This is a genomic window from Blastococcus sp. SYSU DS0619 (assembly GCF_054051035.1).
The window spans coordinates 45,779-70,024 of sequence record NZ_JBJHAM010000012.1 but is presented as its reverse complement, the minus strand read 5'-3'; the positions used below and the strand labels follow the sequence as shown (position 1 = coordinate 70,024).

General features: G+C 73.9%; 20 protein-coding genes. 5 read left to right on the top strand and 15 right to left on the bottom strand.

Features of this window, described 5'->3' with window-relative positions; translation table 11 throughout:
• The first annotated feature begins 40 nt into the window (after positions 1–40).
• From zwf to pgl, 3 genes are all read left to right on the top strand, one after another.
• The gene (zwf, locus tag ACI79T_RS14165; RefSeq protein WP_456610712.1) at positions 41–1,558 is read left to right on the top strand and encodes a glucose-6-phosphate dehydrogenase; all 1,518 of its coding nucleotides are present in this window, start codon (positions 41–43) and stop codon (positions 1,556–1,558) included.
• 118 nt (positions 1,559–1,676) lie between these two features.
• On the top strand, positions 1,677–2,807 hold the full coding sequence (locus ACI79T_RS14160; RefSeq protein WP_456610711.1) for a glucose-6-phosphate dehydrogenase assembly protein OpcA: 1,131 nt from the start codon (positions 1,677–1,679) through the stop codon (positions 2,805–2,807).
• The gene (gene pgl / locus ACI79T_RS14155) at positions 2,804–3,619 is read left to right on the top strand and encodes a 6-phosphogluconolactonase (protein WP_456610710.1); all 816 of its coding nucleotides are present in this window, start codon (positions 2,804–2,806) and stop codon (positions 3,617–3,619) included. Before ACI79T_RS14160 ends, pgl begins: the two co-directional genes overlap by 4 nt.
• Before the next feature lie 4 nt (positions 3,620–3,623).
• On the opposite strand, the gene ACI79T_RS14150 is transcribed toward pgl, so the two are convergent.
• The 12 genes from ACI79T_RS14150 to ACI79T_RS14095 form a co-directional block, all read right to left on the bottom strand.
• Positions 3,624–3,965 carry an RNA polymerase-binding protein RbpA gene (locus tag ACI79T_RS14150; RefSeq protein WP_456610709.1) on the bottom strand — a complete coding sequence of 114 codons (342 nt, stop codon included), beginning with the start codon at positions 3,963–3,965 and terminating at the stop codon, positions 3,624–3,626.
• A gap of 124 nt (positions 3,966–4,089) precedes the next feature.
• Positions 4,090–4,326 carry a preprotein translocase subunit SecG gene (gene secG / locus ACI79T_RS14145; RefSeq protein WP_456610708.1) on the bottom strand — a complete coding sequence of 79 codons (237 nt, stop codon included), beginning with the start codon at positions 4,324–4,326 and terminating at the stop codon, positions 4,090–4,092.
• A 241-nt stretch (positions 4,327–4,567) separates the two neighbouring features.
• A complete protein-coding gene (locus ACI79T_RS14140; protein ID WP_456610707.1) occupies positions 4,568–6,343 on the bottom strand; it encodes an ABC transporter substrate-binding protein in 1,776 nt (591 codons plus the stop codon).
• A gap of 44 nt (positions 6,344–6,387) precedes the next feature.
• Positions 6,388–7,197: a triose-phosphate isomerase gene (tpiA, locus tag ACI79T_RS14135; RefSeq protein WP_456610706.1), complete on the bottom strand. Its 810-nt coding sequence runs from the start codon at positions 7,195–7,197 to the stop codon at positions 6,388–6,390.
• A gap of 14 nt (positions 7,198–7,211) precedes the next feature.
• On the bottom strand, positions 7,212–8,405 hold the full coding sequence (locus tag ACI79T_RS14130; RefSeq protein ID WP_456610705.1) for a phosphoglycerate kinase: 1,194 nt from the start codon (positions 8,403–8,405) through the stop codon (positions 7,212–7,214).
• A 2-nt stretch (positions 8,406–8,407) separates the two neighbouring features.
• A complete protein-coding gene (gene gap / locus ACI79T_RS14125; protein WP_456610704.1) occupies positions 8,408–9,412 on the bottom strand; it encodes a type I glyceraldehyde-3-phosphate dehydrogenase in 1,005 nt (334 codons plus the stop codon).
• A gap of 146 nt (positions 9,413–9,558) precedes the next feature.
• Complete coding sequence (locus ACI79T_RS14120; RefSeq protein WP_456610703.1) at positions 9,559–11,229, bottom strand: histidine kinase N-terminal 7TM domain-containing diguanylate cyclase; 1,671 nt, start codon at positions 11,227–11,229, stop codon at positions 9,559–9,561.
• A 124-nt stretch (positions 11,230–11,353) separates the two neighbouring features.
• Positions 11,354–12,334, bottom strand: a complete 981-nt coding sequence (gene whiA, locus ACI79T_RS14115) for a DNA-binding protein WhiA (protein WP_269193619.1) — start codon at positions 12,332–12,334, stop codon at positions 11,354–11,356.
• Between the two features lie 134 nt (positions 12,335–12,468).
• The gene (locus ACI79T_RS14110; protein ID WP_456610702.1) at positions 12,469–13,437 is read right to left on the bottom strand and encodes a gluconeogenesis factor YvcK family protein; all 969 of its coding nucleotides are present in this window, start codon (positions 13,435–13,437) and stop codon (positions 12,469–12,471) included.
• Positions 13,437–14,441, bottom strand: a complete 1,005-nt coding sequence (gene rapZ / locus ACI79T_RS14105) for an RNase adapter RapZ (RefSeq protein ID WP_456610701.1) — start codon at positions 14,439–14,441, stop codon at positions 13,437–13,439. The genes ACI79T_RS14110 and rapZ overlap by 1 nt, the downstream gene beginning before the upstream one ends.
• Positions 14,438–16,474, bottom strand: coding sequence for an excinuclease ABC subunit UvrC (gene uvrC / locus ACI79T_RS14100; protein ID WP_456610700.1), 2,037 nt, complete (start codon positions 16,472–16,474; stop codon positions 14,438–14,440). The genes rapZ and uvrC overlap by 4 nt, the downstream gene beginning before the upstream one ends.
• A gap of 156 nt (positions 16,475–16,630) precedes the next feature.
• Entirely contained in the window at positions 16,631–16,921 is a 291-nt protein-coding gene (locus ACI79T_RS14095) for a hypothetical protein (RefSeq protein ID WP_456610699.1), read from the bottom strand.
• Between the two features lie 388 nt (positions 16,922–17,309).
• Here ACI79T_RS14095 and ACI79T_RS14090 point away from each other — a divergent pair, with 388 nt between their 5' ends.
• A complete protein-coding gene (locus tag ACI79T_RS14090) occupies positions 17,310–18,575 on the top strand; it encodes a cytochrome P450 (protein ID WP_456610698.1) in 1,266 nt (421 codons plus the stop codon).
• Between the two features lie 67 nt (positions 18,576–18,642).
• On the opposite strand, the gene uvrA is transcribed toward ACI79T_RS14090, so the two are convergent.
• Positions 18,643–21,540 carry an excinuclease ABC subunit UvrA gene (gene uvrA / locus ACI79T_RS14085; RefSeq protein ID WP_456610697.1) on the bottom strand — a complete coding sequence of 966 codons (2,898 nt, stop codon included), beginning with the start codon at positions 21,538–21,540 and terminating at the stop codon, positions 18,643–18,645.
• A gap of 180 nt (positions 21,541–21,720) precedes the next feature.
• Entirely contained in the window at positions 21,721–23,172 is a 1,452-nt protein-coding gene (locus ACI79T_RS14080; protein ID WP_456610696.1) for an amidase, read from the bottom strand.
• Between the two features lie 47 nt (positions 23,173–23,219).
• On the opposite strand from ACI79T_RS14080, the gene ACI79T_RS14075 reads away from it, so the two are divergent.
• Positions 23,220–23,888, top strand: coding sequence for an MBL fold metallo-hydrolase (locus ACI79T_RS14075; RefSeq protein ID WP_456610695.1), 669 nt, complete (start codon positions 23,220–23,222; stop codon positions 23,886–23,888).
• A 10-nt stretch (positions 23,889–23,898) separates the two neighbouring features.
• Here ACI79T_RS14075 and ACI79T_RS14070 read toward each other — a convergent pair whose 3' ends face one another.
• Complete coding sequence (locus tag ACI79T_RS14070; protein ID WP_456610694.1) at positions 23,899–24,180, bottom strand: hypothetical protein; 282 nt, start codon at positions 24,178–24,180, stop codon at positions 23,899–23,901.
• Positions 24,181–24,246: the final 66 nt, after the last annotated feature.

The following is a 24,246-nucleotide window of genomic DNA, read 5'->3' as shown; positions in this document are numbered from 1 at the left end:
GAGGACGGACGATGATCCCTTCCCCGCTGCGCGGCCCGCGATGATCCCCAACCCGCTGCGCGACCCGCGGGACCGGCGACTCCCCCGGGTGCCCGAACCCTGCGCCCTGGTGGTCTTCGGCATCACCGGTGACCTGGCCCGCAAGAAGCTCCTGCCGGCGGTCTACGACCTCGCCAACCGCGGCCTGCTGCCGACCAACTTCGCCCTGCTCGGCTTCGCCCGCCGCGACTGGGGCGACACCGAGTTCGCCGAGCTGGCCCGCGACGCGGCCCGCCAGCACGCGCGCACCCCGTGGCGGGAGGAGGTCTGGGAGCGGCTGGCCGGCAGCGTGCACTTCGTGCAGGGCTCCTTCGACGACGACGACGCCTTCGACGAGCTCGCCGCCGCGCTCTCCGAGCTCGAGGGCAGCCACGGCATCGGCGGCAACGCCGCGTTCTACCTCTCGATCCCGCCGGCCATGTTCCCGACCGTGCTCAAGCAGATGCAGCGGACCGGCATGGCGGAGAACACCCCTGGCCGCTGGCGCCGGGTCGTGGTGGAGAAGCCGTTCGGCACCGACCTGGCCTCGAGCCGGGAGCTCAACGAGCTGGTCGACTCGGTGTTCAGCGCCGAGGACGTCTTCCGCATCGACCACTACCTGGGCAAGGAGACCGTCCAGAACCTGATGGCGCTGCGGTTCGCCAACGAGCTGTTCGAGCCGGTCTGGAACGGCCACCACGTCGACTCGGTCCAGATCACCATGGCCGAGGACGTCGGCATCGGCGGCCGCGCCGGCTTCTACGAGGAGACCGGGGCTGCTCGCGACGTCCTGCAGAACCACCTGCTGCAACTGCTGGCACTGACTGCCATGGAGGAGCCGGTCGAGTTCTCGGCAGAGGAGATCCGGACCGAGAAGCTGAAGGTGCTCCGGGCGATCTCGCTGCCCGAGGACCTGGGCTCCTACGCCGTCCGCGGGCAGTACCAGCAGGGCTGGCTCGCCGGGCAGCGGGCCCAGGGGTACCGGCAGGAGGAGGGCGTCGACCCCGCGTCGACGACCGAGACCTACGCCGCGGTGCGCCTGGGCGTCGAGACCCGCCGCTGGGCCGGGGTGCCGTTCTACCTGCGCACCGGCAAGCGGCTCCCCCGCCGGGTCACCGAGATCGCGCTGGTGTTCAAACGCGCCCCGCACCTGCCCTTCGCCGACACCGACACCGAGGAGCTGGGCAACAACCAGCTGGTCGTCCGGGTGCAGCCCGACGAGGGGGTCACCCTCAAGTTCGGGTCGAAGGTGCCCGGCAGCGTCATGGAGGTCCGCGACGTCTCGATGGACTTCCTCTACGGCGAGCAGTTCACCGAGTCGAGCCCGGAGGCCTACGAGCGCCTGCTGCTCGACGTCCTCCTGGGCGACGCGACCCTGTTCCCCCGCAACGCCGAGGTCGAGGCGTCCTGGGCGGTCATCGATCCCCTGGAGGAGTTCTGGCAGGGCTCCGAGCCGCACCCCTACCGGGCCGGCGAGTGGGGGCCACGGGCCGCCGACGAGATGCTCGCGGCCGAAGGCCGTCGTTGGCGGCGCCCGTGAGGCCCGCACCCGCGCGCCCCCGTCGATCGGAGGAGACGCCGATGACCGAGCTCGCGAGATCATCCACGAGCAGAACACCGGTGGGCGCGGTACCGACGAGCGCCGGCGAGGAGGAATCGTGACCACGCTGTGGGACACCACCGGTTCAGCCGTGGTGAAGGAACTGGCCGCCCAGCGGCGCACCGGGGGCGCGGTGCTCTCCGGGGTGGCGCTGACGCTCGTCGTCGTCGCCGAGGAGAGCCGGGTGACCGAGGCGGAGGAGGCGGCCACGCACGCCGCGGAGATGCACCCCTGCCGGGTGCTCGTCGTGGTGCGCCGGCAGATCGACGCCCCCGGCCCGCGGCTGGACGCGGAGGTGCAGATCGGTGGCCGGCTGGGCCCCGGCGAGGCCGTCGTCATGCGGATGTACGGCCGGCTGGCCCTGCACGCCGAGTCCGTCGTGCTGCCGCTGCTGGCCGCCGACGCACCCGTCGTCACCTGGTGGCACGGGTCTCCGCCGGAACGCATCGCCCGGGACGCCCTCGGGGTCTTCGCCGACCGGCGGATCACCGACACCTCCCTCGCCGACGACCCGCTGGCCTGCCTCCGGGTGCGCGCCGACGATTACGCCCCGGGCGACACCGACCTGGCCTGGACCCGCAGCACCGGCTGGCGCTCGGCGCTCGCCTCCACCCTGGACTCGGTGTCCGGCCGGCGCGGCGACTCCGTCCGCGTGCTCGGGAGCACGATCGAGGGCGACCCGCACAACGCGACCGCACGACTGCTCGCCGGGTGGCTGTCCTCCCGCTCCGGCTGCGCGGTCGACATCACCGAGGCCTCGCGCAACCCGGGCCCGAGCGGCGTGGCCGCGGTCAGGCTGTCGCTGGACCAGGACGAAGAGGTGGAGATCCGGGCCGACCGCCGGGGCGGCGCGGTGATCTCCCAGCCCTTCCGGCCCGATTCGACCGTCGCCCTCACCGAACGGCCGCTCGGCGACCTGCTGAGCGAGGAGCTGCGCCGACTGGACCCCGACGAGCCCTACAGCGATGCGCTGGAGGCTGCCACCGGGCTGACCGGCCTGTCGGACCGGTCCGCGGTCCGCGAGCTCGTGTGGTTCGACCCCGCCGCCCCCGACGGCGACGGCGCGCAGCGGCCGACCCCGGCGCCCACGGTGCCGGGGGACTCGGTGGGCGCCGACGAGGTCGCCGAGAGCGGCGAGCACGACGACGACCAGGATCCGACCACCGGCGAAGGAGCCGAGACCCCGTGAGCCTCTCCCCCGGCGACCGCGCCTCCGCCGAACTCGCCGACGGCGCGGCGCCCGTCCCCGACGTCGTGATCGAGCCCGATGCCGACCGCCTGGCCCGCGCGGCCGCCGAGGCGCTCGTCGCCCGGCTCGCCGCCGCGCAGGCCGTGCACGGCACCGCCTCCGTCGTCCTGACCGGCGGAGGCATCGGCATCGCCGTCCTCGAGCGGGTCGCCGGCCTCGCCGCCGAGCCGGTGCGGGAGACCGTCGACTGGACCGCGGTGGACGTCTGGTGGGGCGACGAGCGCTTCGTCCCGGCCGACGACGCCGAGCGCAACGAGCGGCAGGCCCGGGAGGCGCTGCTGGACGCCGTGGGCGTGCCGGCGGAGCGGGTGCACGCGATGCCGCCCTCGGACGGCGCCTTCGCCGAACCCGAGGAGGCGGCGGCCTGGTACGCCGAGCAGCTCGCCGCAGCGGCTCCGGACGGGCACGACCTGCCCCGGCTGGACCTGCTGCTGCTCGGCATGGGCCCGGAAGGACACACCGCCTCGATCTTCCCGGACTCCCCCGCCGTACGCGACGAGCGACCCGTGCTCGCGGTCCGCGACTGCCCCAAGCCGCCCCCGACCCGCATCAGCCTCGGGTTCCGCGCGATCAACAGCGCCGAGGAGATCTGGCTGCTGGTCTCGGGCGAGGGCAAGGCCCCCGCCGTCGCTCAGGCGCTGGCCGGCGCCGCACCGGAGCAGCTGCCGGTCGCCGGCGTGCGGGGCACCCGGGCGACGCGATGGCTGCTCGACGCCGGCGCGGCCGCCGAGCTGCCCCGCTCCGGGAGCTGACGCCTCAGCCGCCGCGGCGGACGCGGAGCCGGTCGAGCGCCTCCTGGAGGAGCGCGTCGCCGTCGGCGTCGGTGCGCCGCTCGCGCACGTACGCCAGGTGCGTCTTGTAGGGCTCGATGCGCGGCGCCGGGGGCGGAGCGGTCTCGTCCTGCCCGGCCGGCAGCCCGCACCTGGGGCAGTCCCAGAACTCCGGGACCTCGGCCTCGCTGGCGAGGACCACGCGGGTCTCGTGCCCGTTGGCGCACCAGAACGGGATGCGCCGCCGGGGTGCGGTCTCGCCGCGCTCGGCCTCGCCTATCGGCCCCGCACCGACCCGGCTTCCCCGGATCGCGTTCCCACCAGCCACGTGTGCCCCCTGATCATCGGTCCAGGTCACGGCAGCGCTGACCGCCGCGCGGGCAGTCTAGGGCGAAAAGGGGCGCGCTCCGGTCACGATTGAGCGCCGGATGCGCGGGCAGGCCGAGCCGGGCTCAGGCCTGGACCTTGATCAGGATGCCCAGGGCCACGATGCACACCGTCCAGATCATCGCGGTGAAGACGGTCAGGCGGTTGAGGTTCTTCTCGACCACCGACGATCCGGACAGCGACGAGGACGCCGCGCCGCCGAACATCGACGACAGACCGCCACCCTTGCCGCGGTGCAGCAGGATGAGCACGATGAGGAGCAGGCTGCTGAGGACCAGCAGCACGTTGAGCACCAGCTCCATTGACCTCTCCGGAAGGCTCGACGACCGGCGACGGACGCCAGCTCTCGTTCCGAGCCTAGCCGACGCCCCCGGCGATACCCCTCAGCGGACCCTGTGACCTGTCCGCTTCCGCGCCCCGGTCCGCTCCTCGCTCGTTCCTCGCTGCAATGCTCCCGGAGCCGTCAGCGAACCCCGTGACCCGTCCGCTTCCGCGCCCCGGTCCGCTCCTCGCTCGTTCCTCGCTGCAATGCTCCCGGAGCTGTCAGCGGACCCCGGCGGTGGCGACGTCGTACCCGTCGTAGGGACGCATCACCACGCCGTTGCGCAGCCGCTGCCCCGAGATGAGCTGGATGCGGGTCTCCGCCAGCGGGATGTAGGCCCCGCTCTCCCGGGCCGCCTCGGCGACCTGCGCCCAGTCGGCGCCGCCGGCCCGGGCCTGGTCGACCAGGGCGTTGATCTCCGGGTCGCTCAACCGCGCGTAGTTCGGGTTGCCCACGCGGGCGATGCTGCGGCCGTCCACCAGCGGCTCCAGGAACGACCCGGCCGTCGGGAAGTCGGCGGTGCGGGTGGCGAGCACGAGCCCGTAGCCGTTGGCGGCGACGCTGTCCGGATTGCCCACGTCGGTGGCGTAGAAGGTGGCGGGATCGAGCGGACGCACCTCGACGTCGATGCCGACCGCCGCGAGCTGGCCGGCGATCTCCTCGGCGACGTCGACGCTGCTGCGCACGTCGGGCACCGCCAGGACGGTCGCGAAGCCCTCCGGTCGGCCGCACTCCCCGAGTGCGGCCCGGGCCGCATCGGGATCCGGGTCCGTCTCGACCTCCTCAGGAGCGCCGGCGAGCGAGCGGGGCCACAGCTGCGTGCTCCGGACCGCGTCGACCGCGCCGCCCAGGGCCGACTGCACCGCCCGCCGGTCGATGGCGGCGGCCACGGCCGCCCGGCAGGCGGGGTCGTCCATCGGTGCCACGTCGGTCGGCAGCGCGAGCAGGCGCACCGCACCTGTCGTCACGTCGTCCACCCGGTCCAGCAGCGGGCCGCCGTCGTCCCCGGCCAGCCGGGCCGTCGTCGCCGGCTGCACGCCCGTGCCCGAGATGTCCAGGTCGGCGGAGCCGGCCAGCAGCGCCTGGTCGCGGGCCAGGCCGGAGAGACCGGTGCGGACCTCCACCCGGTCGGGCAGCGCGGTCCGGACGTCATCGGTCGCCGGGTCCCACTGCGGGTTCCGCTCGAGCAGGATGCCGGTCTCCGGGTCGACCGAGGTGATCGCGTAGGGGCCGGAGGACACCGGGTCCGCGCCGTACTCGCCGCGGGTGTCGGCCTCCGCCGGCACCGGGCTGCTGGACGGCAGCGCGAGGACGTAGGGCAGGTCCGACTGCGGGGTGCGCAGCCGGAACACGATCGTCCGGTCGTCCGGCGTCTCGATCGAGTTGAGGACGGGGTCGTCCTCCTCGGTCGAGTACGGCCCCGGGTAGGGGTTGGCCGGGTCGTCCAGGATGTTCACCAGGTACGTCGGGCCGCCGACGATGACGTCCGAGGCGAACGACCGCTGGATGCCGTACTTCACGTCGCCGCTGGTGATCGGCCGGCCGTTCTCGAAGCGGACGCCCTCGCGCAGGGTGTAGGTCCAGCTGAGGCCGTCCTCCGACACGGTGCCCAGGTCGGTCGCGAGGTCCGGCACGAGCTCACCGGTGGAGCCGGGCTCCGCGGCGAACGTGACGAGCGTGCGGGTGTAGAGGCGCAGCAGGTTCCAGACCCCGGGCAGGTAGGAACGCTGCGGGTCCAGGCTGTCGATGGCCGGGGCGACGACGCGCAGCGTGCCACCACGCTCGTCCGACGGGGAACGGACACCGTCGATGCCGGCGTCGGGGCCGTCCGCGAGCACCGGGACGTCGGCGCGCCCGCCACCGCTGCCCAGGCAGCTGACCGCGACGACGAGCACCAGCACGACGGCGGCCGCGGAGGCGAGGATGCGCTTCTTCGGCCAGTCCCGCGCCCACGGCGGCAGCCGGTCCGCCGGCCGCTCCCGCGTCTGCTGCTCCACCCGCTGCCCGCCCTCCCCGTGTCCGGCCGGGCGGGCAGCAGGCTTCAGCTACCGCCGGCGGCGATCCGACAGATCTGCGCGAACTCGTCGGCGTCCAGGCTGGCACCGCCGACGAGCGCACCGTCGATGTCCGCCCCGGCCAGGATCCCGGCCGTGTTCGCGGCCTTCACCGACCCGCCGTAGAGGATACGGACGCGGGCGGCCGTCTCGTCGCCGAAGCGCTCGGCGAGCCGCGCCCGCAGCGCACCACAGACCTCCTGCGCATCCTCGGGGGTGGCCACCTCACCGGTGCCGATGGCCCACACCGGCTCGTACGCGAGGACCAGGCCGGCGACCTGCTCGGCGGTCAGGTCCCCGAGAGCCGCGTCCAGCTGGGCGGTGCAGTGCGCGACGTGGCTGCCGGCCCTGCGGACGTCGAGCCCCTCCCCCACGCACAGGATCGGCACGATGCCGTGCCGCAGCGCGGCCTGCACCTTGGCGGCGACGACGCCGTCGTCCTCGCCGTGCAGGGCCCGCCGCTCGGAGTGGCCCACCGCGACGTACTCGCACGCGAGCGCGCTGAGCATCCCGCCGCTGACCTCACCGGTGTAGGCACCGGAGTCCTGCACCGAGAGGTCCTGCGCGCCGTAGCCGATGGCGAGCTTGTCGCCGGCGACGAGCGTCTGCACGCTGCGCAGCGCCGTGAACGGCGGGAGGACGACGACCTCGGCGGTCTCGAGCTCGTCCTTCTTGAGGGAGAACACCACCTTCTGGACCAGCCCGATGGCCTCCAGGTGGGTCATGTGCATCTTCCAGTTGCCGGCGATCAGCGGCCGGCGGCCCTCGCGGGCGGGGACGGGACGGGTGCGTGCCATGTCGACTCCCTCGCTCAGTCGGCCAGGACCGCGAGGCCCGGCAGGTCCCGGCCCTCGAGGTACTCGAGCGACGCACCGCCACCGGTGCTGATGTGGCCGTAGGCGTCCTCGTCGAGCCCCAGGACCCGGACCGCCGCCGCCGAGTCGCCGCCGCCGACGACCGACAGGCCGTCGACCGCGCCGACCGCCTGCGCGACACCGCGGGTGCCGGCCTGGAAGGGAGCCAGCTCGAAGACGCCCATGGGACCGTTCCAGAACACGGTGCGGGCCTCGCCGAGGATCGACCCGAAGACCTCGACGGTGCGCGGGCCGACGTCGAGCCCCATCTGCCCGTCGGGGATCCCGTCCGCGTCGACGACCGTGGTCTCCACGTCCGCGCTGAACTCGGGCGCGCAGACGACGTCGACCGGCAGCACGATCCGGTCGCCGGCCTCGGCCAGCAGCCGCCGGCAGGTGTCCACCTGGTCGGCCTCGAGCAGCGAGTTGCCCACCCCGTGGCCCTGGGCGGCCAGGAAGGTGAAGCACATGCCGCCGCCGACGAGCAGCCGGTCCACCTTCGGCAGCAGCGCCTCGATGACCGCGAGCTTGTCGCTCACCTTCGAGCCGCCGAGCACGACCACGTAGGGCCGCGCGGGCTCGGTGGTCAGCCGGGTGAGCACCTCCAGCTCCCGGGCGACCAGCCGCCCGGCAACGTGCGGGAGCCGCTCGGCGACGTCGAACACCGAGGCGTGGGCGCGGTGCACCGCGCCGAAGGCGTCGTCGACGTAGACGTCGGCGAGGGCGGCCAGCCGCTCGGCCAGCCCGGCCCGCTCGGCGTCGTCCTTCGACGTCTCCGCGGCCTCGAAGCGGACGTTCTCCAGCAGGAGGACGTCGCCGTCACCGAGGGCGGCGGCCTTCGCGCGCGCGTCGTCGCCGGCGACGTCGGCCGCCAGCGGGACGGTGGTGCCGAGCAGCTCGCCCAGGCGCGCGGCGACCGGCGCGAGGGAGAACTGCGGGTCGGGCGTGCCCTTGGGCCGGCCCAGGTGGGCGGCCACGACCACGCGGGCGCCGGCGTCGCGCAGGGCCTGCAGCGTGGGCAGGCTGGCGCGGATCCGGCCGTCGTCGGTGATGGTGCCGGTCGTCTTGTCCAGCGGGACGTTCAGGTCGGCGCGCAGCAGCACGCGCCGACCCGAGACGCCCTCGGCGAGGAGGTCGTCGAGAGAGCGCATCGTCAGAGGGACTTGCCCACCAGCGTGGTCAGGTCCACGAGGCGGTTCGAGTAGCCCCACTCGTTGTCGTACCAGCCCAGCACCTTGACCATGGGGCCGAAGACCTTGGTCAGCTTGGCGTCGTAGATGCACGACGACGGGTCGGTGACGATGTCGGAGGAGACGATCGGCGCGTCGGTGTAGGTCAGGTACTTGCCCAGCGGGCCGGCGGCGGCCTCCCGGTAGGCGGCGTCGATCTCGTCGGCCGAGGCCTCCTTGCCCACCTGCACGGTCAGGTCGGTGGCCGAGCCGGTGGGGACGGGCACGCGGATGGCGTAGCCGTCGAGCTTGCCCTTGAGCTCGGGCAGCACCAGCCCGATCGCCTTCGCGGCGCCGGTCGAGGTGGGCACCATGTTGAGCGCGGCGGCCCGGGCGCGGCGGAGGTCCTTGTGCGGACCGTCCTGCAGGTTCTGGTCGGCCGTGTAGGCGTGGATGGTCGTCATCAGGCCGCGCTCGATGCCGAACGCGTCGTTGAGGACCTTGGCCAGGGGGGCCAGGCAGTTGGTGGTGCACGAGGCGTTGCTGATGATCGTCTGCGAGCCGTCGTACAGGTTGTCGTTGACGCCCATGACGATGGTGATGTCGTCGTCGGTGGCCGGCGCCGAGATGATGACCTTCTTCGCCCCGCCGGCGTCGACGTGCTTGCGCGCGTCGGCGGCCTTGGTGAAGAAGCCGGTGGACTCGACGACGACGTCGACGCCCAGGTCGCCCCACGGCAGGTTGGCCGGGTCGCGCTCGGAGAGGACCTTCATGGTCTTCCCGCCGATGGTGATGCCGTCGCCGTCCGCCGAGACGTCCTCCTTGAGGACCCCCAGGATGCTGTCGTACTTGAGCAGGTGGGCCAGCGCCTCGTTGCTGGTCAGGTCGTTGACCGCGACGATCTCGATGTCCTGGCCGCTGGCCGCGGCGGCCCGCCAGAAGTTGCGGCCGATCCGGCCGAATCCGTTGATGCCTACCCGGACCGTCACTGCAGACCTCCCATGGGAACCGTCACGTTGGCTGCCGCGCGGACCGCGCGACCTCGCTCCGTGCAGACCCTATCGGTCGCGGTGGGGCGCGGCTCCCGATCGCCCCGTTCGTGCGACCGCCCGGCGCGGGCCGCCCCGTGGGCGGATCAGCCGCCGGGGACCAGCTCGTCCACGGGCACGCGCCCGGGAACCGGCGGTCGGTCGTCCACGCCGGACGCGGCCACCACCCGGTTCCGGCCCGTCGCCTTGGCCCGGTAGAGCGCCTGGTCGGCGGCGGCGAGGAGCGCGTCCGCCGCCTCGCCGCCCACCGGGCCCGCGGCGACGCCGGCACTGACGGTCACCTGGACGATCTCGCCGCCCAGTTCGTGGCGGAGGGCACCGCACTCCTGCCGGACGCGCTCGGCGCGTGCCACGGCCTGGGCCCCCGTCATGCCGGGGAGCACCAGGACGAACTCCTCCCCGCCCATGCGCGCCACCGTGTCGCCGTCCCGGGTGGCGAGCCGCAGGACGTCGGCGACGGCGGTGAGGACGACGTCCCCGGCCGCGTGCCCGAAGCGGTCGTTCACGGACTTGAAGTGGTCGATGTCCACCACGACCACCGCAGTCCCCGCGTCGCCGCCGCGCCGGCGGCCGTCCGCGGCGAGGGCGCGGTCCAGCTGGCGCCGGTTGTGCAGCCCGGTCAGCGGATCACGGACCGCCTCCTCCGCCAGCTCGGCGCGGAGCCGCTCGTTCTCGTCCACCTGCTCGGCGAGCCGACGGTTGAGCGACTCCATCGCCGCCTGCCTGCGTTCCTGATCGCTGACGTCCCGGGCGACCACGATCCGGCCCAGTGCGCGACCGCGGGGGTCGCTCACCGGGGTGTCCCGGACGTCGAGCCACAGGCCCGGCGCCACCTCGGCCACCCGATGCCCGTCCAGCCGCTCCGTCCGGTCCAGGACGGCGAGGGCGCGCTCGCCGGCGATCGCCGCCAGCTGCCGTCCGACCAGGTCGAGGCCCTCGAGATCGGGCCGCAACCGGTGGAGCATCCGGCGGGCGGCCGGGTTCAGGTCGATGAGGATGCCGGCCGGGTCCACGACCAGGACGGCGTCGGGCAGCGTGTCGACGACCTGCTCGCGGGCGACGGGTATCAGCCGCAGCAGACCCAGCCGGAGCAGGGCCCAGCAGTCGACCAGCCCGGTGACGAGGAAGAACAGCGGCGTGACGTCGACGCCGTGACCGGATTCCTGCAGCCCGAGGGCGAGGACGTTCCCGACGGTGGGCGCGGCGGCGGCAGCCAGGAGGACGGTGATCTGGCGGCGGAAGACGCCGGCGGCGACCCGCCATCGCCGCAGGAGACGCCAGTAGGCCACTCCCACGAGCCCGTAGGAGTACAGCGTGTGGGCGAGGAACAGCGGGCCGAGGGTGACCTGCTCGAGGGTCTCCGAACCCGCCGCCTCGTGACCCACCATGACCAGGTGACGCGTCGCCGGGAGGGACGCGGCGAGCACCATGAGCACCGGCTCGACGGCCAGCAGGGCGAACCCGCGCGGACCCAGCCGCCACGAGGGATCCGCGACGGCGCAGGACAGGGCGTGGATGCCCGCCACGGCGACGCCCACGGAGGCCAGCAGCACCGGCGGGTACACCGCGCGCACGACCTGCGAGCCCACCCCGTGGAGCACGGCGTCGGCGGCCGACCACGCCGACACGCCGACCATGGTGACGGCGAGCGCCGTGGCCGCCGCGTTGCCGGCGCGACGCCGCCAGGCCAGCCCGGCGGTGACCAACGAGATGACGGCCGCACAGGCGAACAGCAGCGCCCACCCCTGTGGGGTCATCCAGGCTCCTCCGTCGCCGATCGGTCCGTCCCGATCGCTGGCACGGACATCGGCCGGCGGGCCGTGCCGCTGGAGGAAGAGCGCCCGGGCACTCCCCCGTCAGGAGGAGGCCCGGGCCACGCCGCTACTGCGCCAGCATGTCGTCGGTGACGACGGACTCCGTGTCCGGGATCCCCAGGTCCTTGGCGCGCTTGTCGGCCATGGCGAGCAGACGCCTTATCCGACCGGCGACGGCGTCCTTGGTCATCGGGGGGTCGGCGCGCTGGCCGAGCTCCTCGAGCGAGGCCTGGCCGAACTCCAGCCGCAGCCGGCCGGCCACCAGCAGGTGCTCCGGCGCGTCCTCGCCGAGGATCTCCAGCGCCCGCTCGACCCGCGCGCTGGCCGCCACGGCGGCCCGGGCGGAGCGGCGCAGGTTGGCGTCGTCGAAGTTGGCGAGCCGGTTGGCGGTGGCCCGCACCTCGCGGCGCATCCGCCGCTCCTCCCACGCCATCACCGCGTCGTGGGCGCCCATCCGGGTCAGCAGGGCGCTGATCGCGTCGCCGTCCCGGACGACGACCCGGTCGGCGCCCCGGACTTCGCGCGCCTTCGCGGCGATACCGAGGCGGCGGGCGGCGCCGACGAGCGCCATGGCCGCCTCCGGGCCGGGGCAGGTGACCTCGAGCGACGAGGACCGGCCGGGCTCGGTGAGCGAGCCGTGGGCGAGGAAGGCACCCCGCCAGGCGGCCTCGGCGTCGTTGATGCTGCCGGACACCACGGCCGGCGGCAGACCACGCACCGGGCGCCCGCGCTGGTCGACCAGACCGGTCTGCCGCGCCAGGCCCTCGCCGTGCTTGGCGATCCGGACCAGGTAGCGCACGCCGCGGCGGATGTTGCCTCCGGCGAGCACGCTCACCCCGCTGGTGTAGCCGTAGACCTCGCTGATGTCCCGGCGCAGCCGCCGGGCCACCGAGCCGGTGTCGAGCTCGGCCTCGATGACCACGCGTCCACCGACGATGTGCAGGCCACCGGAGAAGCGCAGCAGCGCGGTCACCTCCGCCTTGCGCTCGGAGGTCTTCGTGCACTCCACCCGGGAGAGCTCGTCCTTCACCATGGCGGTCATCGCCATGCCGTCCACCCCCACGTTCCCCCGCGGTAACCCGCCACCGCAGTTCGGGTCAGCGTCATGTACGCCGTCCCCTTTCCCCCTCGTGCCGGCCAGCCGGCCGTACGCCCGGTACCCGCTCGCACACCTCTACTCGTTCACCGCATCCCGACCACGGAGGCCAACGCCGCGGACAGCCGCACGGGGTCGTGCCGCGGCGCGCCGTCCGGCTCGGCGACCGGCGCCAGCAGGAGCTCGGCGCCGCACCCGCGGACTGCGTCAAGGAGACCACGGCGGTCAACCACCGATTCCACGTCCGCGATCACGGTGTGCAACGCCACTCCGTCCAGATGCGCCTGCAGCACGGCCAGGTGCTCCTCCGGGGAGAACCCGTCCGTCTCGCCGGGCTGCGGTTCCAGGTTGAGCACCACCACGACCCGCGCGCGCGCCGAGGCCAGGGCGGCCCGCAGCCGGGGCACGAGCAGGTGCGGCAGCACCGAGGTGTACCAGGAACCCGGACCGAGCGAGACCACGTCGGCCGCCGCGATCGCCTCGAGCACGGCCGGGTGCACCACCGGGTCGGCCGGCGCGAGCCGGATGGCCCGGACCCGCCCCGGCGTCGCGGCGATGGCCACCTGCCCCCGGATGGTGCGCACCCGGGCGGGGTCGTCGGGGTCGGCGGTCTCCACGCGCGCCACGAGGTCCAGCGGCTCGTCGGCCATGGGCAGCACCCGCCCCCTGGCCCCGAGCAGCGCGCCGAGCTCGTCGAGGGCGCGCACCGTGTCCCCGCCGTGCATCTCGGCCAGCCCGGTGAGCAGCAGGTTGCCGACCGGGTGTCCGGCCAGGACGCCGCTGCCGCCGAGGCGGTGCTGGAACAGCTCGGCCAGGGTCTGCTCCCGGTCAGCATCGCCGGCGAGCGCCGCGAGGGCCATCCGCAGGTCGCCCGGCGGCAGGACCGGCATCTCGCGCCGGATCCGCCCCGACGAGCCGCCGTCGTCGGCGACCGTCACCACGGCGGTCAGCTCGGGGGTGATCCGGCGCCAGGCGGCCAGCGCCGCGGCGAGGCCGTGGCCGCCACCGAAGGCGACCACCCGGGGCGCCCGCCCCGGGAACGTCGTGCCGCCCACTACTCGCGGCCCAGATCGCGGTGCCGCGCGACGGCGGCGATGCCCTCGGCGTCCAGCCGCCGGGCGAACTCCTCGGCGATCGCGACGCTGCGGTGCTTGCCGCCCGTGCAGCCGACCGCCAGCGTCAGGTAGCGCTTGCCCTCCCGCCGGTACCCGGGCAGCAGCAGCCGCAGCACCTCGGAGTAGCGGTCGAGGAAGTCGGCGGCGTCGTCCTGCCCCAGCACGTAGTCGCGGACGTCGGCGTCCCGGCCGGTGTGCTCCCGCAGCTCCGGGACCCAGTGCGGATTGGGCAGGAAGCGCGCGTCGACGACCAGGTCGGCGTCCAGCGGCAGGCCGTACTTGAAGCCGAAGCTCATGACCGTCGCGGTGAGCGGCGGGGTGCGCCCTTCGCGCGCGAAGGCGTTCTCCAGCGTGGCCCGCAGCTGGTGGACGTTCAGATCGCTGGTGTCGACCCACAGGTCCGCCTCACCGGCGATGCCGGTGAGCAGCGCGCGCTCCTCGGTGATCCCGTCGGTGAGGGTTCCGCTGCCCTGGAGGGGGTGCTCCCGGCGGTTCGACTCGTACCGGCGGACCAGGACCTCGTCCCGGGCGTGCACGTAGACCACGCGGGGGCGGTGCCCGGCCGCGGACAGGACGCGGATGGCCTCCTCCAGGTCGCTGGAGAAGGCGCGGCTGCGGACGTCGACGACCGCGGCGAACCGGCGCAGGTCGCCCCGGGCCCCCAGCTCCACCATCGGCAGCAGCAGCGCCGGCGGCAGGTTGTCGACGACGAACCAGCCGAGGTCCTCGAGCACCCGGCCGGCGCTGTTCTTGCCGGCCCCGGAGAGCCCGGTGACGACGACGACCTCCAGCGGCTGGGTCTCCGTGCTCGCGGGGTCGAGGGCCGGGGAGACCCCGTTCTGCGGCCCGGCGACGGCGGTCGGCTCGGCTCCCGGCGTGGGTTCGGCGCCCTGGACGTGGCCGGTGGTACCGGCGTCGGCGTCCAGGTCGGCGCCGGCCGTCACGAGGCCACCCGGCCGACCTCGGCGGTGTCGCCGGACCCGGGCCGCGGGCTGCCCTGCTCGGCCGGCCCCTGCGGCGCCAGGGAGGTGTCCTCCGCCGTCGACGGCACGTCCTGCGGTGCGCGAGCCGGTTCGGCGACCGCCATCTGCACCGCCTCTGCCGTCCGCCGCCCGATCCCTGGCACCGCCATGAGCTCCTCCACTGTCGCTGCGCGCAGTCGCTTGAGCGACCCGAACTGCTTCATCAGCGCCTTCCGCCGTGCCTCCCCGAGCCCGGGGACGTCGTCCAGCAACGAGACCAGCATGCCGGTGGAGCGCTTCTGCCGGTGGTAGGTGATGGCGAAGCGGTGGGCCTCGTCGCGCACGCGCTGCAGCAGGTACAGCGCCTCCGAGGTGCGCGGCAGGATCACCGGGTCGCTCTCCCCCGGCAGCCACACCTCCTCCATGCGCTTGGCCAGCCCGCAGACGGCGACGTCGACGATGCCGAGCTCGTCCAGCGCCCGGGCGGCCGCGGCCACCTGCGGGGCGCCACCGTCGACGACGAGCAGGTTCGGCGGGTAGGCGAACCTGCGCGGCCGCCCCTCCTCCGCGGCGATGCCCTGCTCGTCCCTGCGATCGGCCTCGTCCTTCAGGTGGCGGGCGAACCGGCGCCGCACCACCTCCGCCATGGCGGCGGTGTCGTCGGTGCCCTCCGTGACGGAGAACCGGCGGTAGTCGGACTTCTTCGGCAGGCCGTCCTCGAAGACGACCATCGACGCCACCACGTTGGTGCCCTGGACGTGACTGACGTCCATGCACTCGATCCGCAGCGGCGCGTCCGGCAGCTCGAGCGCCTCCTGGAGCTCCGCGAGCGCCAGGGAGCGGGCGGTGAGGTCGCTGGACCGCTTCACCCGGTGCCGGGCGAACGCCTCCTTCGCGTTCCGCTCCACGGTCTCCATCAGGCTGCGCTTGTCACCGCGCTGCGGCACCCGCAGCGACACCCGGCCGCCGCGCAGCTCCTCCAGCAGCTCGACGTAGACGTCGGCGTCGTCGGGCAGCTCGGGGACGAGCACCTCACGGGGCACCGCCTCACCGGCCTCCCCCGTGCCGGTCTGCTCGTCCACACCGCCGTACACCTGCAGGAGGAACTGCTCCACCAGCTCGCCGGTGGTGACCTCCTCGACCTTGTCGATGATCCAGCCGCGCTGACCGCGCACCCGCCCGCCGCGGACGTGGAAGACCTGGACGGCCGCCTCCAGGTCGTCCTGCGCGAAGGCGACGACGTCGGCGTCGGTGCCGTCGCCCAGGACGACGGCCTGCTTCTCCATCGCCCGCTTGAGGGCACCGATGTCGTCGCGCAGCCGCGCGGCTTTCTCGTACTCCATCGCCTGGGCGGCCTCGGCCATCTCCCGCTCGAGGCGCCGGATCATCGAGTCGGTCCGGCCGGCCATGAAGTCGCAGAAGTCGTCGACGATGCCGCGGTGCTCCTCGGCGCTGACCCGGCCCACGCACGGGGCGGCGCACTTGCCGATGTAACCGAGCAGGCAGGGCCGACCGATCTGACCGGCGCGCTTGAAGACGCCGGTGGAGCAGGTGCGGGCCGGGAAGACGCGGGTCAGCGTGTCGAGGGTCTCCCGGATCGCCCACGCGTGGGCGTAGGGGCCGAAGTAGCGCACGCCCTTCTTCTTGGGACCGCGCATGACCTGCAGCCGGGGGTACTCCTCGTTCAGCGTCACGGCCAGCGACGGGTAGCTCTTGTCGTCGCGGTAGCGGACGTTGAAGCGCGGATCGAACTCCTTGATCCAGTTGTACTCGAGCTGGAGGGCCTCGACCTCGGTGCCGACGACGGTCCACTCGACGCTCGACGCCGTGGTCACCATCTGGCGGGTGCGCGGGTGCAGGCCCGCGACGTCGGCGAAGTAGCTGTTCAGGCGCTGGCGGAGGCTCTTGGCCTTGCCGACGTAGATGACCCGGCCGTTCGGATCGCGGAACCGGTAGACCCCGGGGCTCTCCGGGATGGAGCCGACCGCCGGGCGGTACGTGGACGGATCGGCCATGTCTCCACCCTAGGTCGGCCCACCGACACGCCGTCAGCCGCCGGGACCCGTCCGCCCCAGCCGTCCCACCCGCCCGAGCCGTCCCGGGCGTGCCACGGGGACGCCCGGCGCACCGGGCGTCCCCAGGGACGACGCAGTCGATCCGATGCGGCCGCGTCAGCCGATCGGTCGCGAGCGGTGCAGCGCCCAGGGCGCGTGCGCGCCCGCGCTGGACGCGAGCCGCTGGCCCAGCCGGAGGCACCGCCGCCCGAGCACCAGGGCGGACGCGAGGGCGACGCCACCGGACATGAACGCCACGGTGCCCGACTCGCCACCGGTGGCGAAGGACAGCGAGGCGGCCAGCAGGGCCAGCACGACGACGTTGGAGCGGATGCTGCCGGTACCGCTGCCCGTGGGCGAGCCGCAGTTGGAGAGGTCGGGGTCGCAGTCAGGCGTGAGCGCGCTCATCGCTGTCCTCCTCCGAGGGACTCCGTCACGCCGCCCGCAGGCCTGTACGTGACATCGGTCACAGAGACCATACGGCGGCGGCCACCGGAAACTCAAGTGCTCCGGCGGCCGCCCCCGGCTGCGGCGGTCTCAGCGCGCCGGACCGAGCTCCACGTCCAGCGCCACGTTCAGCTCGAGGACGTTCCCTCACGGCTCCCCGATCAGGTCGCCGCCTCGACGAGGGCGCGGACGTCCTCGCCGGGGACGACATCCCGCACCGCGGCGACGCGCTCGACCTGCAGCTGGGGTACTCGGCCCGCGACACCCCGGTGGGCCGCATGGTTCGACGATCCGGGTACCGGGCAGGCGTTCGGGCACCCTCCGGAACGACGATCGGAAGAGGTGACCGATGATTCCCACCCTCGCCGTGCCCGACAGCTCCCTGGCGCTGCTGCGCGACGGCTACGCGTTCATCTCCCAGCGCTGCGACCGGCTCGGCACGGACGCCTTCCGCACCCGTCTGCTGCTGGAGCCGGCGGTCTGCCTGCGCGGAGCCGAGGCGGCGCGGATCTTCTACAGCGGCGAGCGCTTCACCCGGACGGCGGCGTTCCCGTCATCGGTGCTGCACCTGCTCCAGGACGAGGGCAGCGTGCAGGCGCTGGACGGCGAGCCGCACCGGCACCGCAAGGACATGTTCCTCACCGTGCTGCAGGGCACCGGCAGCGAGGCCGTCACCGAGCGGCTGGCCGAGGAGTGGGGGCGCGCGCTGCCACGCTGGCAGCGAGCCGGTCGCGTCGCGCTGTACGACGCGGTGAACGAGGTGCTGACCCGAGCCGCCACGGCCTGGGCGGGCGTGCCGATGAGCGAGCGCGACGTGCGGCTGCGGACCCGCGAGCTGTCGGCGATGGTGGACCGAGCCGGCGAGGTGGGGCCACGGAACTGGGCGGCCAGGGTGCTGCGCAACCGCTCGGAGCGGTGGGCGCGCGAGCTCGTCGAGCGCACCCGCACCGGCGTCCTGCAGCCACCGCCCGGCAGCGCGCTGGCCGTGATCGCCGGCCACCGCGACACCGCTGGGGAGCCGCTCACCCTGCCGGCTGCCGGGGTGGAGCTGCTCAACGTGCTGCGGCCGATCGTCGCCGTCAGCCGGTACGTCGTCTTCGCGGCACTGGCGCTGCTGCGGCACCCGTCCTGGCACGAGACGTTCGCCGCGGGCGACGACGCCGACCTGATGGCGTTCGTCGACGAGGTCCGCCGGTACTACCCCTTCTTCCCGCTGATCGGCGGGCGGGTGCGCCGGCCGTTCAGCTGGCAGGGGTACGACTTCCCCGTCGGCGAGCGGGTGCTCCTCGACCTGTACGGCACCAACCACGATCCGCGGCTGTGGCGGGAACCCGAGGCATTCCGCCCCGAGCGGTTCCACGACTGGGACGGCGATTTCTACACGCTGGTCCCGCAGGGCGCCGGCGAGTACCGGGACGACCACCGGTGCCCCGGTGAACCGATGACGCGGCTGCTGATCGCGGAGGCGATCCGGCAGCTGACCCGGTCGATGCGTTACCGGGTCGGGGTGCAGGACCTCAGCATCAGCCTGCGCCGGCTGCCCACCCTGCCGGCCTCCCGGTTCGTGATCTCCGACGTCCGGCCGCTGACGGGGGCGGCGCCGGCAGCCGGCTGAGCCGTCCCCTCGACGGCGACGGCCCGCGTCCCCCGGTGGGGCGCGGGCCGTCGGGTCGGGCGGTCGGTCAGCTGGCCTTCTTGCGGGTCCGCTTCTTCACCGGGCCGGCCGCGGCGGCGGCGATCGCGTCGGCGTCGAGCAGCGGCACCAGGTAGCGACCGGTGTGGCTCTCCGGCACCGACGCGACGAACTCAGGCGAGCCCTCCGCGACGACCATGCCGCCGCGGAAGCCGCCCTCGGGCCCCATGTCGACGAGCCAGTCGGCGCTCTTGATGACGTCGAGGTTGTGCTCGATGACCAGCACCGAGTTGCCCTTGTCGACCAGCCCCTGCAGCACCAGCAGCAGCTTGCGGATGTCCTCGAAGTGCAGACCGGTGGTCGGCTCGTCGAGGACGTAGATGCTGCGCCCGTTGGACCGCTTCTGCAGCTCGCTGGCCAGCTTGACCCGCTGGGCCTCACCGCCGGAGAGCGTCGTCGCCGGCTGGCCGAGGCGGACGTAGCCGAGCCCGACGTCGGTGAGCGTGCGCAGGTACCGGGCGATGGCCGGGATGGCGGCGAAGAAGTCCGCCGCCTCCTCGATCGGCATGTCGAGGACCTCGGACACCGTCTTGCCCTTGTAGTGCACCTCGAGGGTCTCCCGGTTGAACCGGGCGCCCTTGCACACCTCGCAGGGGACGTAGACGTCGGGCAGGAAGTTCATCTCGATCTTCAGCGTGCCGTCGCCGGAGCAGGCCTCGCAGCGCCCGCCCTTCACGTTGAAGGAGAACCGGCCGGGCAGGTAGCCGCGGACCTTGGCCTCCGACGTCTGGGCGAACAGCTTGCGGACGTGGTCCCAGACCCCGGTGTACGTCGCCGGGTTCGACCGTGGCGTGCGGCCGATCGGCGACTGGTCGACGTGCACGACCTTGTCCAGGTGCTCCAGCCCGGTGACGGTGCGGTGCCGGCCGGCGACCTGCCGCGCCCGGTTCAGCTGGTTGGCCAGGGTCGTGTACAGGATGTCGTTGACCAGGGTGGACTTGCCCGAGCCCGAGACACCGGTGACCGCGACCAGGCAGCCGAGCGGGAAGGTGACGTCGATCCCGCGCAGGTTGTTCTCGCGGGCGCCCTTCACGACCAGCTCGCGACCCGGCTCCGGCCGGCGGCGCACCGCCGGGACGGTGATCTCCATCCGGCCCGAGAGGTAGGCGCCGGTGATCGACCGCTCGCTGGCCAGCAGGTCCTCCACCGTGCCGCTGACGACGACCTCGCCGCCGTGCTCGCCGGCGCCGGGCCCGATGTCGACCACCCAGTCGGCGGTCTTGATGGTGTCCTCGTCGTGCTCGACGACGATGAGCGTGTTCCCCATGTCGCGCAGCCGCACGAGCGTCTCGATCAGCTTGGTGTTGTCGCGCTGGTGCAGCCCGATCGACGGCTCGTCGAGCACGTACAGCACCCCGACGAGGCCGGAGCCGATCTGGGTGGCCAGCCGGATGCGCTGCGCCTCGCCCCCGGCCAGGGTGGCAGCCGGGCGGTCCAGCGACAGGTAGTCGAGGCCGACGTCGACGAGGAAGGAGAGCCGGGCCTGGATCTCGCGGAGCACGCGGTCGGCGATCGCCTTCGCCCGCTCCCCCAGCTCCAGGGCGCCCAGCCACTGCGAGGCCTCGCCGATCGACAGGTTGGTGACCTCGGCGATCGACCGGCCGCTGAGCTTGACGGCGAGGATCTCCGGCTTGAGCCGGGTGCCGTGGCAGACGGGGCAGGGCACGTCGCGCATGTAGCCCTCGTACTTGTCCCGCATGTACTCGCTGTCGGTGTCGTCGTGGCGCCGCTCCAGGAACGGCAGCACGCCCTCGAACGCCGCGTAGTAGCTGCGCTCGCGGCCGTAGCGGTTCTTGTAGCGGACGTGCACCTGGTCGGGCGAGCCGTGCAGGATCGCCTTCTGCACCTTGGCCGGCAGCCGCTCCCACGGGTCGTCCATCGAGAAGCCGATCTGCTGGGACAGACCGGTGAGCAGCCGGGTGAAGTACTCGTTGCTCATCGAGCTGGCCCACGGCGCGATGGCGCCCTGGGAGAGGCTCTTCCCGGGGTCGGGGACCACCAGCTCCGGGTCGACCTCCTTGCGGGTGCCGATGCCGGTGCACTCGCCGCACGCGCCGAAGGGCGAGTTGAAGGAGAACGAGCGCGGCTCCAGCGCCTCGAACGACAGCCCGTCGTCGACGCAGGCGAGGTGCTCGGAGAAGGTGCGCTCCCGCTCCGGGTCGTCCTCGGGGAGGTCGACGAAGTCGAGGACCACCAGGCCGCCGGCAAGGCCGAGCGCGGTCTCCACCGAGTCGGTGAGCCGCCGCTTGGCGCTCTCCTTGACCGTCAGGCGGTCGACGATGACCTCGATGCTGTGCTTCTCCTGCTTCTTGAGCGTCGGCGGCTCGGTCAGCGGGTGCACGGTGCCGTCGACGCGGACACGGGAGAAGCCCTGGGTCTGCAGCGAGCTGAAGAGGTCGACGTACTCGCCCTTGCGCGCGCGGACGACGGGGGCGAGCACCTGGAAGCGGGTGCCCTCCGCCATGGCGAGCACCTGGTCGACGATCTGCTGCGGGGTCTGCCGCGAGATCGGCTTGCCGCAGTTGGGGCAGTGCGGCTGGCCGGCGCGGGCGTAGAGCAGGCGCAGGTAGTCGTAGACCTCGGTGATGGTGCCGACGGTCGACCGCGGGTTGCGGTTGGTCGACTTCTGGTCGATCGACACCGCGGGCGAGAGGCCCTCGATGAAGTCGACGTCGGGCTTGTCCATCTGGCCCAGGAACTGGCGGGCGTAGGCCGACAGCGACTCGACGTAGCGGCGCTGCCCCTCGGCGAAGATCGTGTCGAAGGCGAGGCTGGACTTGCCCGACCCCGACAACCCCGTGAAGACGATGAGCGCGTCACGGGGTAGGTCGATGTGGACGTCCTTGAGGTTGTGCTCACGGGCGCCGCGGACGACGAGCCGGTCCATGTGATCCCTGTCGGTCGCTGGTGGATGTCACCGGGTGGATGTGCGGGTGGTGCGTTGTCGGCGGCCGTCCTGCCCCGGTCGCGGTCACCCCGTGCAACGCCCCCGCGACCCCGGGTCGTCCGCCGGGCGGTGTGAGCTGCGCCCGGTCAGGGCGGGTGGCGTGGCCGCCATCGGGACCGATCAGGCGGTGGTCGTGGCCGCCGGCTCGGTCGGGTCGAAGACGGGCGCGTAGCGCCGCCACGGCTGCCGGGCCTCCAGCTCCCCGGCGATCCAGAGTAGTAGCCCCTCGGCGCCGGGCGGGCCGACGAACTGGACCGGCACCGGCAGCCCGCCCGGCCGGGTGCCGGCCGGGAGCACCGCGGCCGGGAGCCCGGCCAGGTTCCAGGCGGCCGTCCAGGGCGCCCACCGGGCGTTGGCCGTGATGTTGGCCAGGAAGGACCGCTCGTGCCAGGGCCGGGCCGGCAGCGGCGGGCCGGTGGTGACCGGCGTGAGGAGCAGGTCGACGTCGTCGGCGAAGAAGCGGACCATGCGCTCGCGGAAGCGCTCCTGGGTGCGCGGCCGCACGAGCCCGAGGCGGCGCACCACCCGGCCGACCCGCGCGTGGGTGCGGCTGCGCGGCTGCAGCTCGGCCCGCGGGATGCCGAGGAACTCGGCGTCGTCCTCGGCGCCCGCCATCCAGCGCACCACCGCGCCGAAGGCGTCCGCCGGGGTGATCGGCGGCGTCCGGCGGACGACCGTGTGCCCGGCGGCGCGCAGCTGCGCCACCACGGCGTCGACCGCGGCGCGGACCGGGGCGTCGCCGCCCAGGCCGGGGACGGGCGAGCGGGTGCTCACCGCGATGCGCAGCGGGCGGCCGGGGTCGGCCGGCGGGGCGGGCTGCTCACCGGCGAGGACGGCGTGGGCGACGGCCAGGTCGGCCACCGTGGTGGCCAGCGCGCCGTTGACCGCCATGCCCGACCAGTCGTTCGCGCCGATGCCACCAGGGGTGACGCCGAGGCCGGGCTTGAGGGTGACCAGCCCGCAGGCCGCGGCGGGGAGCCGGAGCGAGCCCATCCCGTCGTTGCCGTGGGCCACCGGCACCGACCCGGAGGCGACGGCCGCGGCGCTGCCGCCGGAGCTGCCCGCGGGCGAGAGCGCGGTGTCCCAGGGGTTGCGGGTGACCGTGCCGGGCCCGTCGGTGGCGGCGTAGAGGCAGAGCTCGGGCGCGCGGGTGATCCCGACGACGACCGCCCCGGCCTTGCGCAGCCGGGTGACCACCGCGTGGTCCTTCCGCTCCGGCTCCGACCGCCGGGCGGGCGAGCCGTCGGTGCAGACCTCCCCCGCCACCGGGATGTTGTCCTTCACCGCCACCGGGACGCCGGCCAGCGGCAACGCGAACCGGGTCAGGCTGGCGTCCACCGCCGCGGCCTCGGCCAGCGCGGCCTCGCGCCGGACGACTCGGAAGGCCCCGACGCGGGCGTCGACCGCGTCGATGTGGTCGAGGTGGGCCCGCACCACCTCGACCGCCGTCAGCTCCCCCGCCCGGACCCGGGTGGCGATCTCCGTGGCCGTCAGGCCGACGATCGGCCCCCCGGCCCGCGCACCGTCCCCGGCGCCGCCCTGAGCAGTGCCGACACCTCCGCTAGCGTCCATACCTGGACCGTAACGGCGGCCGCCGACACTTTCCGAACGGAGTCCGGATGAGCACCCCGACCTACACCGGTGACGTCGTGGTGGGTGGCCCCGCCGACGTGCGCGAGCTGCCCGGGCTGACGATCAGCAAGGTGGCGGTGAGCGAGATGGCGAACAACGCCTACCTGCTGCGCTGCACCGCCACCGGCGAGGCGCTGCTGGTCGACGCCGCGGCGGAGCCCGACACCCTGCGGGCGCTGATCGGGGACGCCGACCTGCGCACCGTCGTCACCACCCACGGCCACTGGGACCACCACCGGGCCCTGCCCGACGTCGTCCGGGACACCGGCGCGGTCACCGTCGCCCATCCGGCGGACGCCCCCGACCTGCCGGTGCCGGTGCAGCGGCCCGTCGGGCACGGCGACACCGTCGGCGTCGGCGAGCAGGCGCTCGAGGTGGTGCACCTGCGCGGGCACACGCCGGGCAGCATCGCGCTGGTGTGGCGCGGCCCCGGCGACGCCGGCGTCCACGTCTTCACCGGGGACAGCCTCTTCCCGGGCGGGGTGGGCAACACCCAGCAGGACGCCGCCCGCTTCACCAGCCTGGTCGACGACGTCGAGCAGCGGCTGTTCGCCGTCCTGCCCGACGACGCGTGGGTCTACCCCGGGCACGGCAGCGACACGACGATCGGCGCCGAGCGCCCGCAGCTCCCGGAGTGGCGCGAGCGCGGCTGGTGACCTGCCGGCGTCAGTCCTCGGTGAAGAGGGCGACCAGCTCGTCGGCGGTGCCGGGCACGTGCAGCGGCAGCACCGAGACTGTCCACTCCGGCTGCCGCTCGTCGACGCCCAGCGCCAGGTCCCAGGCGGCCCGGGGTGTCATGGGGCCGAAGCACGCGTCGTCGCCGTCCTCGCCGAGATCCACCTCGACCAGCCAGTTGTCCGACAGGTCCGACGCGAGCTCGGAAAACTCCGGGGGTGCGTCGTCGTCGGGTTCCGGGGAGTCGATGCGGACCGGGTAGATGAGCGCCATCCTGCGCACGCTAGGCCCACCCGGCCGGTCTGACACCTCGTCCGGGAGCGGGACGGCGTTCCCGTG